Annotated in this window: 15 protein-coding genes; 1 reads left to right on the forward strand and 14 read right to left on the reverse strand. The window is 60.4% G+C overall.

Annotated features, from left to right (window positions below; genetic code table 11):
• The first annotated feature begins 180 nt into the window (after positions 1-180).
• Positions 181-705 carry an enoyl-CoA hydratase-related protein gene (locus tag QZY48_RS29055; protein ID WP_295437218.1) on the forward strand — a complete coding sequence of 175 codons (525 nt, stop codon included), beginning with the start codon at positions 181-183 and terminating at the stop codon, positions 703-705.
• A gap of 155 nt (positions 706-860) precedes the next feature.
• Here QZY48_RS29055 and QZY48_RS29060 read toward each other — a convergent pair whose 3' ends face one another.
• The 14 genes from QZY48_RS29060 to QZY48_RS29120 form a co-directional block, all read right to left on the reverse strand.
• Complete coding sequence (locus QZY48_RS29060) at positions 861-1,160, reverse strand: metalloregulator ArsR/SmtB family transcription factor (RefSeq protein ID WP_295437240.1); 300 nt, start codon at positions 1,158-1,160, stop codon at positions 861-863.
• 175 nt (positions 1,161-1,335) lie between these two features.
• Positions 1,336-1,545: a GTP-binding protein gene (locus QZY48_RS35115; RefSeq protein WP_366929805.1), complete on the reverse strand. Its 210-nt coding sequence runs from the start codon at positions 1,543-1,545 to the stop codon at positions 1,336-1,338.
• Entirely contained in the window at positions 1,545-1,670 is a 126-nt protein-coding gene (locus QZY48_RS29065) for a hypothetical protein (protein ID WP_295437219.1), read from the reverse strand. Before QZY48_RS29065 ends, QZY48_RS35115 begins: the two co-directional genes overlap by 1 nt.
• An 11-nt stretch (positions 1,671-1,681) precedes the next feature.
• Positions 1,682-3,421, reverse strand: a complete 1,740-nt coding sequence (locus QZY48_RS29070) for an ASKHA domain-containing protein (protein ID WP_295437221.1) — start codon at positions 3,419-3,421, stop codon at positions 1,682-1,684.
• Positions 3,421-3,948, reverse strand: coding sequence for a uroporphyrinogen decarboxylase family protein (locus QZY48_RS29075; RefSeq protein ID WP_295437224.1), 528 nt, complete (start codon positions 3,946-3,948; stop codon positions 3,421-3,423). Before QZY48_RS29075 ends, QZY48_RS29070 begins: the two co-directional genes overlap by 1 nt.
• 23 nt (positions 3,949-3,971) lie before the next feature.
• The gene (locus QZY48_RS29080) at positions 3,972-4,661 is read right to left on the reverse strand and encodes a transposase (protein ID WP_295437225.1); all 690 of its coding nucleotides are present in this window, start codon (positions 4,659-4,661) and stop codon (positions 3,972-3,974) included.
• Positions 4,662-4,712: 51 nt separating this feature from the next.
• Positions 4,713-4,808, reverse strand: a complete 96-nt coding sequence (locus tag QZY48_RS29085) for a helix-turn-helix domain-containing protein (protein WP_295437226.1) — start codon at positions 4,806-4,808, stop codon at positions 4,713-4,715.
• A complete protein-coding gene (locus QZY48_RS29090) occupies positions 4,805-4,975 on the reverse strand; it encodes a hypothetical protein (protein ID WP_295437228.1) in 171 nt (56 codons plus the stop codon). Before QZY48_RS29090 ends, QZY48_RS29085 begins: the two co-directional genes overlap by 4 nt.
• Positions 4,976-5,051: 76 nt before the next feature.
• Complete coding sequence (brxL, locus tag QZY48_RS29095; RefSeq protein ID WP_295437230.1) at positions 5,052-6,464, reverse strand: BREX system Lon protease-like protein BrxL; 1,413 nt, start codon at positions 6,462-6,464, stop codon at positions 5,052-5,054.
• A gap of 18 nt (positions 6,465-6,482) precedes the next feature.
• Positions 6,483-8,804: an alkaline phosphatase gene (locus QZY48_RS29100; RefSeq protein WP_295437231.1), complete on the reverse strand. Its 2,322-nt coding sequence runs from the start codon at positions 8,802-8,804 to the stop codon at positions 6,483-6,485.
• A gap of 8 nt (positions 8,805-8,812) precedes the next feature.
• Positions 8,813-12,526, reverse strand: a complete 3,714-nt coding sequence (locus QZY48_RS29105; protein WP_295437232.1) for an RRP17 family protein — start codon at positions 12,524-12,526, stop codon at positions 8,813-8,815.
• Positions 12,523-12,981: a hypothetical protein gene (locus QZY48_RS29110; protein ID WP_295437235.1), complete on the reverse strand. Its 459-nt coding sequence runs from the start codon at positions 12,979-12,981 to the stop codon at positions 12,523-12,525. Before QZY48_RS29110 ends, QZY48_RS29105 begins: the two co-directional genes overlap by 4 nt.
• A gap of 38 nt (positions 12,982-13,019) precedes the next feature.
• Complete coding sequence (locus QZY48_RS29115; RefSeq protein WP_295437237.1) at positions 13,020-13,877, reverse strand: DUF4007 family protein; 858 nt, start codon at positions 13,875-13,877, stop codon at positions 13,020-13,022.
• A gap of 61 nt (positions 13,878-13,938) precedes the next feature.
• Positions 13,939-14,166, reverse strand: coding sequence for a hypothetical protein (locus tag QZY48_RS29120; protein ID WP_295437239.1), 228 nt, complete (start codon positions 14,164-14,166; stop codon positions 13,939-13,941).
• Positions 14,167-14,329 lie beyond the last annotated feature (163 nt).

The following is a 14,329-nucleotide window of genomic DNA, read 5'->3' on the forward strand; positions in this document are numbered from 1 at the left end:
GGGCCGCTCCTACGGCGTAGGAGCGGCCCCCAGGCCGCGACGGCTGTCACCCTCAGACCGCAGATCAGTCCCCATCTGACGACCGAGCCCGCTCCGAGGCCCGCCGGGCTTGCGGCCTTGCGCCGGGTCGCTGCGACCGGTATACCGCGCCGCCACTCAACCATCCGGAGAAACGAGAGTATGACTGACGAGAACTCGCTGGTGCTGCGCCAGGACGATGCCGGTGTCACGACCCTGACGCTGAACCGGCCCCAGGCGCGCAACGCCCTGTCGCGCGCCATGCTGAAGGCCCTGCACCGAGCCTTCGACGACATCGCCACCGACCAGGCCGTGCGCGTCGTGATCCTGGCCGGGGCCGGCCCGGGCTTCTGCGCCGGTCATGACCTGAAGCAGGCGATGCAGATGCTGCTGACGGGCGACCCGATCGACGCCGCGACGGCCCTGCGCTTTGGCCTGGTCAACGAGATCGTACCGGCGGCCGAGCTCGAGGCCCGCACCGCGGCCCTGGCCCGCCAGTTGGCGGGCAAGTCACCACTGACGCTCGCAATCGGCAAGGAGGCCTTCTACCGCCAGCTTGAATTGCCCCTGGCCGAGGCCTATGACTACAGTCGCCAAGCCATGGTACGCAATCTGCAAACGCTGGATGCGCAGGAGGGCATTGCCGCATTTATCGATAAGCGCCCGCCGCGGTGGTGTGGGCACTAGCCGCGCAGCGGGTAAAGTCAGGCCTTGGCGCCCTGGCGCCCCGCACTTGCTACTGCCGGCTTGGCACCGCCCGGCAACGCGTATTGGACCCGATGCCGTTAAGTTAAGTCCGGCGCGGGCCTCTCGTTCCCACGCTCCGCCCGGTGACGGCGAACTCACGCGTCCTCCCGGAACCCCGCACCGATCATGCCGATCAGTCGTCGCGTTGAGTCGTCTTTCACTCGGTAGTAAACCCGGCCGGCGTCCTTGCGGCAGGCCAGGATGCCATGGTCCCGCAGGATTGCAAGGTGTCGGGCGATACAGTTGCGGGAGCTGCCGACCTCATCGACGAGGTCTTGAACACCGACCACCCGCCCGCCCAGAATGCCTAGAATCCTCAGACGCAAGGGGTGGGACATGACCTTGAGCGAGCGGGCGGCGCGCTCCAGCTCATCGTCGTCGGCGAACAGGGTCATGGTGTGCACTGCCGCATCGGGGTCATTCAAATTCGATTCAGATCCGTATTTTACCGGTTGCGAGGTGACCTGCTGCGCATTCGTCGGTCTGGGCGCCATTGCGCGAATCACTTTGGCGGCCGATCCAGAACTGCTGCCACCGCCTCTTGCGATGACGCCGTCGATGAAAAAACGCTCAGTCAGCGCCGGCGCCTCGCCGAGCCGGCGCAGGATCGGCAGCGGGTCGGCCAGACCGCTGGTCTCGATCACCACTCGTCGGTTGGCGCAGCAGTTGGGCGAGCAGCGTGGTCTTGCCGCTGCCCAGACACCCGGTCAGCAGCGAGACGGGCACGCGGGCGGCCGGTGCGCCCAGGGAACGGTTCACTAATAGGTTAAACAAATCCATCAGGCAATGCCTGTCGCGTCGTTGTCCTTGTCGTTGTCGTTGTCGTTGTCGTTGTCGTAATCGTAATCGTAATCGTAATCGAGATTATCGTCGCGCCCCGGATTCTCTCGCACGCCAAATTGCATCGCTTCTCCGGTTACGACAACGACAACGACAACGACAACGATTGTTCGGTGGGCAGGCCCCCCGCCAAGTCGTCGGGGCGCGGTGCGGGAAATGCCATGGCCGCGATGAATCCGTCACTGAACTGCGGATCATTGGCCAACTCGACCGACTCGACGCGTGCGACCTGTGCGGCCAGGGTGCCCCGCGCGGCGCCGTTGGTCAGCAGGGTCTCGGCACCGGTGCGCGCGGTGTTGCCGACATACTCGACCTTGCCGTCGAAGGCGGCCGGGAAGAGACCGATGTCGACCAGGCTGCGGGTGCTGAGATGATAGCCGAAGGAGCCGGCGATCAGTGCACGATCCACTGTCTGCGCCTCCAGGCCGTTGCGTTTGAGCAGGGTGTCGATCCCGGCCCGAACCGCCGCCTTGGCCAGTTGGACCTGGCGGATGTCGCGCTGTGTCAGGTAGACCTGCCCGGCGAGTTGAAAGACAGGTTTGTCGTCGCGTCGGTTCAGGCGCTCGCGCAGTCCCGGGGGCAATGACCCGGGGTTGCGGGTAAAGCGGCCGGAACCCTCGATCACCCCATGGGTCACGAGTGCCGCCACGGCATCCAGCAGGCCGCTGCCGCACAGTCCGACCGGTTCGGCGTCCTCGATCGTCGTCAGAACCACCTCGCCGTCCACGATGGCGCAGCGTTCGATGGCGCCGCGGGCGGCGCGCATACCGCAGGCGATGTTCATCCCCTCGAAGGCCGGGCCGGCCGCGGTGGAGGTCGCCTGCAGCACCCCGTCGCGTGCCAGCACCATCTCGCCATTGGTCCCGATGTCCACGAACAGAATGAGTCCGGCGGCCGTGGCGAGCCCGGTCGAGAGGATGCCCGCGCTGATGTCGGCGCCGACAAAGCCGGATACGATGGGTGGGAAATAGACCTGTCCATGGCGTGAGACGCGCAGGCCCAGCGCGGCGGCGGGCAGGTACTCGTCGCCGCTCAGGGTCGGTGTGTAGGGGTAGCGTCCCAGCGGCTCGGGACTCACCCGGGCGGCCAGGTGGAGCATGCAGGTGTTGCCGGCGACGACCACCTCGTAGATGCGGCGCCGGGGGACCCGCGCCTCGGTGGTGAGTACGCCGATCAGGCGGTCGATCTCAGCCATCAGTTCGCCGTGCAGGGTCTCAAGGCCCGGGGCGGTCGAGCCCAGGTGCACGCGCGAGAGCACGTCTTGGGCATGGACCGCCTGCGGATTGAGTGCGGAGGCGGAGCCGGCCGCGGAGCCGGTGCACAGATCGATCAACGACACGACCAGCGTCGTGGTGCCGATGTCCACCGCGACCCCCCAACTGCGGGCCGCGGTATCGCCGTCCTCGCTGCCCAGCAGGCGCCCGCCGCCGACCAGGTCGGTACGCCGCCACGTCGGGTCGTAACGCTTGGTGAGCCAGGGGGCGAGCGGCAACTCGGCGCTGCGGCCGTCCTCCAGGATGCGCAGCCCGCGTTCGCTGCCGCCCGGCAGATCGACGGTCAGATCACCCTCCACCAGCGTATTGCACAGGAGTATCCAGCCGGATTCCAGGTCCGCCGCGCTCAATTCGTGGCGGCCGATGATGCGCGCCCGCGGGCGCGACGCCGGATCGAGCCGCACGCGGCACTTGCCGCAGGTGCCGCCGCCGTTGCAGGGCGCCTCTAAGCGCACCCGGGCGCGGCGTGCCGCGTCCAGCAATGAGCTGCCGTGCGGGACCTCGACGCTCACGCCGAGCGGCCTGAATTCGATCAGGGCCATCAGCGATTCCCCGCGTGCTGGACCGTACCGGTCAGGGCGCGGATGTTCTCGAGCGATGTCGAGGTGCTCAGGCCGCAGGCCGGGGAGATGATGTCGATCCCGTCGCGCAGCAGCCGGGCCGTGTTGCGCGCCACCTTGTCGCTGTCGCCGAACTCGAGCAGCGAGGTGCTGAGGTTGCCCATGGTGGTGATGCCCGGGAAGTCCGCCTTGAGCGCGCGCAGGTCGATCATGGCATCGGTGCGCAACTCCTTCATGAAGGCGAGCGGCGCGACCACCGAGGCGGCCGTGCTGATGGGGCCCGAGATGCTGGCGACCACCGGCACCTCGGCATTGCGCCGCTTCAACTGATGCGCGGCCTCGATCACGGTGCCGAGGCGGCCCTGCTGCACCAGTTGCCGGGGGTCGCCGAACAGCACCTGGGCGCAGGAACCGAAGGCCTCCTGGGCAATCTTCGGCTCACAGGAGCGCGTGCCCATATCGATGGCGCTGCCGAAGACCTCCGGCTCGACCGTCATGCAGAACGGCACCGTTCTCTCAGACTTACACAAACCTACGCAGCAAGTTTGGCGCTGAGTTCCTGCTTCACCGAGGTCGGTTTCACGCGAACCTTGCGGCCCGCGCCAGAGCCTTCCTCTCCACAGGCTGACACCGCGGAACTCGCGGCGTAATTGGCGAGATTGATCGCCGCATTCAGATCCCGGTCGTGGCGGACGCCACAGGCCGGGCAGACCCAGTGCCGAAGCGATAACGGCAGGGAATCAATCTTATGATCGCATTGCGAGCAAGTCTTGGTGCTTGGATACCAGCGATCCGCGACCACCACGAGCCCGCCGCGCAGCGCGCTCTTGTCCTGGTTTTCGGCGGGACGGGTGAGGGTCTGATCGGTATCAACGACGACGGCGACGAACCAGCGATCAGCCGTGCGCGAAATCGTTGCCGAGACTATCTTGCCGGTAAAGCGCAACGTCTCGCGTATCCGCACCCAGCCCAGATGGGGGAGGCGGATACGCGAACCGTCGAGGGCGAACTGCCCATTGTCCAGGGCGAAGCTGTCGTTGCGCCCCTTCTTGTGAAAGCGCGGATACTTGGCACGCCCGGCAAAAAAGTTCTGGAAGGCCGTGCCCAACTGCATGATGGCTTGCTGCGGGGCGCACTTAGTCACGTCCAGCATCCACAGGAACTGCTCGCGCTTGATGGCGTTCAATTGCCTGCGCAAGGCCGCCTCATTGGGTTTAGCCAAGAGCGGGTTGTCCTGGCACGCCTAATACTGCTCCTGCCACTGCGCCAGCGCCTAGTTGTAGGCGAAACGCGCGATGCCGGCGGCACGGGCAAAGTAGGTGCGCTGGGTGTTGTTGGGATCCAGGGCGATCTTGTGGGACAGGATCATGACGGCGCACCACCCACGGCTTGCTTGATGCTGTCGATCAGCTGTCCGCTGGGGGTGCGCTCGGAGGTGATATTGCCGCTGATCTCCCGGCGACACACGATTTCGGCCGAGACGCCAAACGCCTTGGCGGCCTCTCCGATCCGGACTCTGTGTGGATTCTTGCCCATGTGCGTGCGAGATTTAGTGCTTTTAGCGCGACAGATCAAGCCCTCCGGTGGCCCGGTGCCAGGCCGAGCGGCACACTCAATGACCGGCAACCTCGATCTTGACCTGCGGCGAAAACTCACTTGGATTCAGGGCCGCAAGCTGGGTTCTAACGCGCTCGCGCAGTCCGATGGCGGGCTTGAGGACATAGTCATCGTAGTCGGGGTGCTCCGGATTCAGCATGAACAACCGTGACAGCGCACGGGCCAACCGCTCGATGGCCTTGGAGTCGCGGGTATCACCATGCAGCGACGGGACCTGACCATAGGGGAAGACCGCCTGGCTGGCGGTGCGGATCTGGTGCGCATACTCGCCGAAAACATCGGCCTTCATGCCCGGACCCTGGGCGAAGTGGGCATTGGTGATGCGTGGGATCTCCCACCCGGCGACGATTCCGTGAAAGCGGTCGAGCAGGGCATCGTCATGGAACATCTCGGGTAACTGGCGGATGAAATCGGGGCGGGTGGGCTTGCCGAGATAATCCATATCGATATTCGCCAGAACCATCAGCCCACACTCACTGGTGATTTTGTCGTGACCGATAGTGTAATGGCCGGACTCCAGATAGTCCTTGAACTTGGCATGGATGTCGCCTTCCCCCTTGAACTCAATGGACTGACCCTCGTCGAGTACCAGCAAGTCGAAGCGGGCGAGCAGTCCTTCCTCTCGGGTGTTCAGGTTCTTGAACAATTGGGCCCGGGTCAAGGCGCCACCGCTATTGAGCCAGACATGGCGGCTCAGATTGGAAAAGACGAATGACTTACCGGTGCCTTTGGGAGCCAACTCCATCATATTCAAATTCTTCTGCACGAGCGGCAGCAGTCGCAGGAGGATGTTGCGCCGTTGATTCTCGGTGTAGGCGTCGGGCTCATAACCCATGGTGCGGATCAGGACCGCCAGCCACTCCTCGGTACTGAACCCTTGGCGCGCATCCACGAGAGCCTGTAAGCGGACCTGACCCGACTGCATGGGACGAAACTCGATCAGCTCGATCACGTTGCGGTCTTTACCGTCCGACCGGAGCATGAGTCGGCCCGCGCCCCACTGACCGCCACTCAGGAGCCCGGGATGCTCCTCCAACAGTACGTTACTGGTCTCGGCTCGGCTCTCGTCCAGGCAGGGGATATCGACGAAGCGCTTACCCTTGGATACATCGACACGCACGGTAAAGCGATCGAGAACGACGACGGAGTCACCATTGACGATGCGATTCTTCAGCCCCTCCTTTTCGGTCTTCGTGGGCAGGTGTTGAGTCATGAAGGCGGTGATTTCCTGATAGACCGCTTCATCCTTCTTATCCGGCTGTTCATAGCGCGACACAAGCCATTCCTCGACGAAGGTCGTCACCGTCCGCGCCTCACGGATGTGGAGATTGCGTACCCGCTCTTTATCGATCGTCAGATCGCCGAGCAGTGCGACAACCTTACGATCAAAATCAGTGATAATCGCCATGGTCGCTGGTATCCGGTGTCACAGGTCAAAGAAATCGTTGAAATCGCTCGCCGCCGTGGTGCGCTCCATCAGGTGTGCACTCAATTCCAGGTCCAAGTCAAACGCAAGGCTCTGGAACGGCCCCCCGTCGCCGGGCTGATAACGCAATTCAAAGGGCACCCGCGTCTTTCCCTGCTGCTCGACACTGGCCGTCAGATTGAGAATGATCGGGGTCTGCGTCGCGAAGGGGTCAAGACGGCTGATCGGTTGACTCTCACCGGCAAAGGGCGCCTTGGCGACCACCTTGAGATGAAGGAAAGTCTCACTGGACGAGTTGACAAGGCAGAGGTTCGCGTACCAACCTTTGGTCGCCGCATGGCAGCGCGCCTCAGCAGGGGTCAAATGCAGGGCGAAGGGTGGTTGAGCCGCCCCCGGAGCGATCCGGATAAAGGGAATCAGCACTTCCTCTGGAGTCAGCCCCCCATGCAGCAGGTTCGCGGTCGATCCGAACGCCACCCGACCATGGGGGATCAACCAGCCGCCGAGTTGGCCGTCGGCTGCCACATAGGCAAAACCTTCCGGTACCGACTCAGGGGCCGAGGAGACCTGAAGCAGGCGCCGCTCGACTGGCAGCGTACCAGGCAGCGGTGCGCTGCTGCGTGAGACCTTGGTGGCACCATGATCGGCCGTGATCAGGATCGTCGCCTTGGCGCCGAAGCGGGCCGCATCGAGCAGCCAATTGGCGATCAGCTCGGCGAGTTCCGCTGCAACCGCTCGAACCCGATCGCGATGCAGACGAAACTCGGTGCATTGGTGCAGGTCGTCGTCCACCCGGTTGTCCAAGCACACCAGGAGCCGGGTCCGGGGGCTTAGCGCCTGCCGAAAGTCTCTCCAACTCTTGACGATCTGGAGCGCCCCCGGCGCGGTGAGGTGGCCAGCGAAGCGTTCCCGCACGGCTTTCTCGTAATCCGCCGATGGGGTCGGTCGATCACGGCCGGTCAAGACGCCGATCTTGCCGACTTCGGTAATGGTCGGCAGAGGTGCGAAGAGCGGCTTGATCATGGGCGCGGTCTGGTCCACCAGCCGTTGACGCAGTTCCAACTCCACCAGATCCATATGGATCGCGCCCAAGGCGTCGATAATACAGAGGATGACCAGGTTTCCGGCGGCAAGTTCCTCATCTACCGTGCGTGCGACGACGCGCCAGTCATATTCCGACTGAATAATTCGATTCTGCTGACCCACAACCCAGCGTGCGAAGCTCTCCCCGACGGCCCCATCCGGCTCCGCATGTCGCTCAAAGGCCCCGATAGCATAACGGAAGTAGCGCACGCTCCAGCGCAGCACATCGTTCACGCAGGCGTCCACGGGCAGCGGATCGCAGTGGGAATGGTCCAGATACTCCTGCATCCGGGTCGCCAGACCGCCTGCGGCCACGCCCCCAAGGTTGCGTAGGGCCAGGATCAAGGACACGCTGGCGATCCCGGGGTTTTGCTCAAAAAGGGTCTGAAAGCAATCCAGCAGCCCCGGCCAGTCTTGCAGGGCATAGTCAGCGAGGGCTTGGACCTGAAGCCCTTCGCCATGGGTCCGGCGCTCCGCCGCGATCAACAGATGTCGCAAATAGTCGGGATAGGGGGCAGCATCCACTTCCGCTAGCGGCAGTGGGGGGAGCTGCTGTACCAGGGCCTTGGAGCACAAGCGGGGTGGCAATGCGAACGTCGAGTTCAAACCGTCCCGGGCGCCAAGGTCGACCAAGCGCTCGTGCAGGAAGGCTAGAGCGAGTGTGCGATAGACTTGCTGTGGCGCCTCAGGTCCGTCGATGAATAGCGCCAAAAGCTCCGTGGCGGCGGCATTCCCGGTCGCCGCCAAGCGATCTTTCAGCCTCCGCTTGATCTGCTCAAGTCCCAGCAATGTCTTGACCACAGTCGGCTGCTTGGAAAAGGCGCGGAGCATTTCGGACAAGTCTGTCGTCTGCCCCAGGATCGGGTCGAGCAAAGCAAGAACCCGGTCGGTTGGGTCCAGTTCACCGCCCTCTATTCGCCGCTCTCCGACCACGGTCAGCAGCGAAAGCACAAGTCTGTCCTCCAACCAGAAGGGCGACGGGCAGCCTAGCCGGTCGCGTAGCGAACGCCGTGGGGCAACTCGCTCGATTTCCAGACCAGGTTGCCCCGCCAAGTCGTGAAAACGGTGAAAGATCGCCGACGACATGTGCAGGACCAACGGCGCGGCTTCACCGGTGCGCAGGCAGTGGCAGATGCGTTTCCGTACCGCTTGGATCTGATTCACCTCGGACGACAGGACAGCCTCAGCATCCTGATCCTGGTAAAGGCCGAAATCATCGATCACGATCCGTACTGTCATGAACAATCCTAGCCCGGGGGGCAATCGGCAGCGGCAACAATACTAAGCCCGTCGAGATGGCTGGCGAGGATCTCCGCGAGGCGAGCAGTATCTAGCGTGGTTTGGTAACGGCGGATCAGCGCGGCAAGTTCTTGGTTGAAGGTTGCCTCTAGGCTTGGCTCCCGTACAATAAGCGGCAGTGCAATGACGTCGATCGGCCTCTCTTGTGGCTCGGCATACTCCAATTTGATTATGTGCGCTGGGTCTTGGGCCGGCGGGGGCTCAGGTTGTGCGGCTTGTTCCAGCAATCGCTGGAGGTCGCCGCTCAAGCGGCCGATCTCAATGTCACTGCAGCGATCGAGACCCTTTCCGGCGATGGCACTTACTACCTCAGATAATGCCTCCGGCTCGCCCTGATCAAGCCGCTCTAACGCATGTGCAAGTATGGCCTTTCCCTGTCGCTTAATGGTATCGATAATACGCTGTTTCTGCCCCGGGTCCTGCATCGCTGGGGTGATGACTTGCCGCACTGTCGCCATGCGCTCGTCTTTGATCGTCTCGATGGAATCAAAAAGTCCTCGGAGAACGGCACACATTTCCTCCCCATCGACAGCATTCTTGGTGAGGCTCACCAAGCAATCCGCGACGTCTTGAGCGTCAAATCCAGGCTGCTTGAGCTTTTGAAACAGGCTGCGCACAGGGTCGCTCAACTTGGGCGAGCCCTTCACTGCATCGGGTAATCCGCTATAATAGGACCGCAGCCCCGTAACCGTCTCGCGAGCTTGCTCTTCCATATCAACGGCCGCGGACGGCGCAAGCAGAATCACCTGATGCAGTGCGTTCAAGACCTGAAGCTGCCCGGGCTTGAAAGTATCGAAGCGAAGCTTCAGGGTGCTGCCTTTTGAGAAGGCGTCCCAGAGTAACGACTCAAACGTGCCCGTTTGATTAACCCATTTTAGGCGATGGGCGTCTTTGCGGATGGCAACGGCGGTGAATATCGGCATAACAGCCGTCGGCAGCCCGAAGGGTGGCGCAATGAGCTTGGAGCGCAACTCAGAGAGTTCGCAGGATTTTCTTTTCTTGTCGAGCAGCGTATCCTGAATCAATGATAATAATTCCCTTACAGGACCATCATTTTCACTCGGGGTCTTTAAGTCCCAACCGCCGGCACGGGCAATCAGTATGCCGTTGCTGTATATGCCCAAGGTCCCATCGATCAACGCGGCTAACTCGCTGCCGTCATTTTCTCCAAAGAGATCAGTTCGCAAATGCGCGGGCTGATCGTCGAAATTCAAAATACCTTGGAGAAGCTTTTCTGTCCGCTTAATCTTGTAGTTATCCACGTTGTACAGACGATTGACGTTCATCGTCCGGACCTTGACCTCCTTTGGATACAGTGCGTGCACCTGCAAGGCAAGATAGTCACTGAAGCCGTGCCAACTTGTCACGTTGATCGACTCGTCCGGATCGCCGAGACGCCTGATAGCCACATCGCCGCGCTCCAGTGCGATGCGGCCGAGCCGCTCTTTGATCTCTTCGCGAAGTTGCCTGCGGGTCTTGTCCCGTTCGTTGCGAAGTCGACGTGCCAAACCTTCACCTGCCGCTTGCTGTTGCAATAGCTTTCTAATGACGATGTAACGGCGTAACGGCTCCACTAACTCCGCAAGTCCACGGCGCGGTATCCAGACATAGGTCAGTGTCCGTAGCACGGACATCTCTGCACAACGCTGGATTGCCTGCTCGGCCTGACGCGCATCCTCAAGCGCCACGATCACGACTAGCGCGGATAGACGCTCGTCGCTGACCAAGGCTAAATTGCCCGTTAAGTTCCCAACCAGTCGGACATCAAATGACCTGACGATCCCTGCCGGCGATGGGTCAAGGTCATGTATGCCGCACTGGGGCAACAGGTCTCGTAAAAGATCGGAATTCAGCTCCAGATAACCTGAAAGAGTATTTGAGGAAAGTTGCTTTAGCTCCTGTTCGATCAATGGCTCGATTTGGGTACCGGTCTCCGCCTCCAATTCCCATACCGGCGTGTTCGTATCCCTTCGCCAGATCAATCCCGCGCGGTGCAGGGCCTCTAATTCTTGCTTGAGGGCCAGGGGTTCTGACTCAGAGTCATAAAGCGCTGCGGCCAGAAACGCTTCGGTCGGCTGGAACTGTTCGCCGAGAACACGTGCAAGTAACAACGTAGCGAGGATGTCGCGCTTAGCGCCATGCGCCTCAGGAAAGCCCTGAACTACCGTGGCGATCGCGTGATTGTAGGCATCCGCGAGACCTGGATATTCGTCAAAGACATCGTCGCAATATACTGTAAGTAATTCCGGCAAACGAATCAGATCGGTCCCGTACAGCGCGTCTGACATAACGGCGCGCTCAAGTGCAGCGCCGGTAGTTGCCATTTGTAAGTTGTCAAAAAAAGTGAATACCGTGCGATTGGCTTGGGCGTAAAGTCCATGGGCGGCAATCGCAAAGAGACCAGCGGCGGTCACCGGATGCAATGGATAACACCCTGTCACGATGTGCCCGAGATCCTTCGCCAAGCTCGAAAACAAGGGCATGTTCGCGCACACTCGGGCAAGATCTGCAGCGCGAGACCGCGATTGCTCCAACAGGACGGTGCCGAGAACCGTTGGTGCGAGCAAGGTGCTCAACAGATGGTAGCCCTCGGTCTCAGAGGACTTGAGCGCCACCGGGAAGCTGCCGAAGCGGCCTTCAATGGTTTCCAGTCGGGTCCTGACCTCAATACCGGCCTGTGTGCTCGAACCGTACTCGCGTAAAGATCGATGGGTCAGGCCAATAAACAGGATGTGTCCCTTAGGTGGGGCGCAAACGGACTCGACGAATTTCTGGAGGTTGAAAATCTCCTCCACGGGATTACGTTGTGTCTGATTGATCAGGTTCTCTAGGGCATAACCGAACTCGTCCCAGATGACCGCGATGCCATTGTACCCATGATCTCTGGCCAGGATCGCGGCGGCTTCTGCGAAGGCGTCACTAACACCCTTTCCGCCGAATGCCTGCGGGTCGAACTGAGCACCCGCTGAAACCTTCGGATGCCAGACCTTGAAAGTTTCCAGTGCTTTAGGATCGAACGCGGCAAGTTGGGACTCTAGCTCGACCAGGTTGCACGCCCCGCCTAGGCTCGGGATTTCCCAATCGGCGAGGGGCTTATATCGATAGCTTGGCTCATGTTGCAAGATCGTGGCGAGGCGTTCCAGGGCCGCCGCAAACTCCGTTTTGGGAATGATTGTTTGGGGATCAAGTCCGTCCGTATCACATAAGGCGCGATAGAGACCCTCCAGCAGCGAGTTTTGCAGGGTGGGCGCCGGTGAACCGTATAACGCAATAACCAGATAAGGTCTGGCATCCTGATCGCCGCGGGGATGAAATGTAGTCTTGATCGCCTCGCACAGTTGGGACTCGCCCTGATTCTTCAACCGCTCTAGAAATCCCAGCATGGCTAAACCGCCGATCCCGCTACGCAACAATTCTCCTACCAACACACCCAGATGGCTCTTGCCGGAGCCGTAGACTCCATGCCAGATCATGGCACGACTTTGCTGGGGCGCATTTTGCAGAACCGCCTTTTGTAAGTGCCTCAGTATCCCGACCGATGAATGTGTGGGCGTAAACGCATCGACCAGGATTTCGGCGCGGTTCAAAAGACCATCGTCAAGGCGGATAGCGGCATTGCCGTGGGTAGCATTGATGGCAACGATATCACATAGTCTGGTCATGCCAGAACTCCTTGCAAATGATCAATCGGCTGGTGGCGGGAAAGCCAGATTGAAACAGGCAGACCAGGCAAATTGTGTTCCGCTAGACTCACTCGTAACTGACCAATGACGGACGGTGTCGCGACGGTCAGAATCACAATGTCGTGTCGACCAAAAGCATCGGCGAGCCCGACCCAGAATGTGGCTCGATCTTGCTCGGACCAATCCAGCATCCATTCTATCGGCGAAAGGATAAGCAGCCCCCGTTTGCGCGGGAGGAAGACCGCATTTAGAAAATCTCGGCGTATGCACGGAATATCGGGCGCATCGGCGACGCCAGGTGCTATCCAAATATCGTGTTCCAGGAGGATAGCTTCGAGCTGCCCATACACTACGGCGAAATCGTCTTGTGACTTAACCGCGACAACAATTCCCTGGTAGCGTGCAGAGCGGTGGGCAGCAACAAGGGCTCGCATCGCTTCGTGGAGTTTCCTGCGGTCCATATCTGCCCCCGTTAGATCCAGGTGTCGTCGGATTCCTGCAAAAGATTCAGTAGGGTTTGGCTAGGATTCAGCCGCTCGCCAAACCGGACTGAATCCAAGTCCTGCCCTTCCAGGAATTCAAAATGTTGCTGCCAGATGATGGACCTGCCTAAGTCCCGAAGACGTTTGCGCAGGTCCGTGACGGAAAGGCAGAGAAAGTGATGAAACCCCTTGTCGACAAGCTCCGAAAAGTGGACTGTTGTCCGCGTCGGAAAATGCTTATGACGAGCAAGAGCCAATGCGTGAATAACGGCCTGCTCCGGCACATTCGGTTCTGCCAGACGCAAGAATCGCCTATTTCCCTCGGTCAGAATATCGATGAGCCCAAGGTCTGATAGAGGGCTGTCGCCATCGAACATCTTTAGCACTCCGATGAGATTAGTCTCAATCGTAGCAAGTGCTAGGTCGGCGCTCGTTTCTTCCCCAATAATCGCTGCCAGTTTCCAGAGAAAAGCCTCGTCATCGAGAACATAACCCGCACCCTCTCCAACAGCATAAAAGAGCGCTCGGTAAGGATCGCAGCGTTCTGAGAAACAGATATTCAGATGGAAGCTCCACCACGATCTCGCCTTTTCCATTTGTGGATCATTGACCACAAGTTGCTTGCCATAATCGGTCAAGAAGTTGCGTGACTTGTCGTTTGCAATAATGTTTGCGGCAAGCAGCCATCCCCGAATAGATGACAATACATTCTTTCCTGATATAAATTGCACACGGGTTTCGCGCATCCTGTTGGGACTAAAGGCGTCCGGTTGCCTTGGGACAAGCGTTAGGGCAGTCGTGAGCCTCTGTTTCGTTAGCGGAAATGTCTGCGTATCAATCATTGCCATGATGGCGCTCTCCGAAGTCTACGGTCGCTTCGAGGTTGAGCTTTGGGTGATGCCTTGGGGTTCACTTGAAGCAGTATGGACAACCGTCGCCTTCCTCCTCGGCGATCAGGTCGGTCCAGTTTGATGCTTCTTTCTTGCGTGGCCGCTCCGAAATCTCTGCGGCTCGCGCAATCAACTCGTCGAGAGATTCCCGTTGAGACCAGGTATACCGCTCCCCGGTTTCCTCATCGTATTTCTCGTATGCCTTTGCCAACTCGAATAAATCGGGATGTTCGCGATAGAGCCCCAACCACTCATGCTTCTGCTGGAAAAAGGTAGCCGTTCAGAGACCCCTTGACCGCTGCCTCCAGCCCGATCAGTATGTTCCCCCTACGCTGCCCGATGATACCGCGCCACTGACCGATGCACCTGAGCGACCACAGCCTCAACCAGCTTGATGAAGCCTACGTCCA

The sequence above is a fragment of the uncultured Thiodictyon sp. genome (genome assembly GCF_903828115.1).
In the GTDB taxonomy this organism is placed as follows: Bacteria; Pseudomonadota; Gammaproteobacteria; order Chromatiales; family Chromatiaceae; genus Thiodictyon.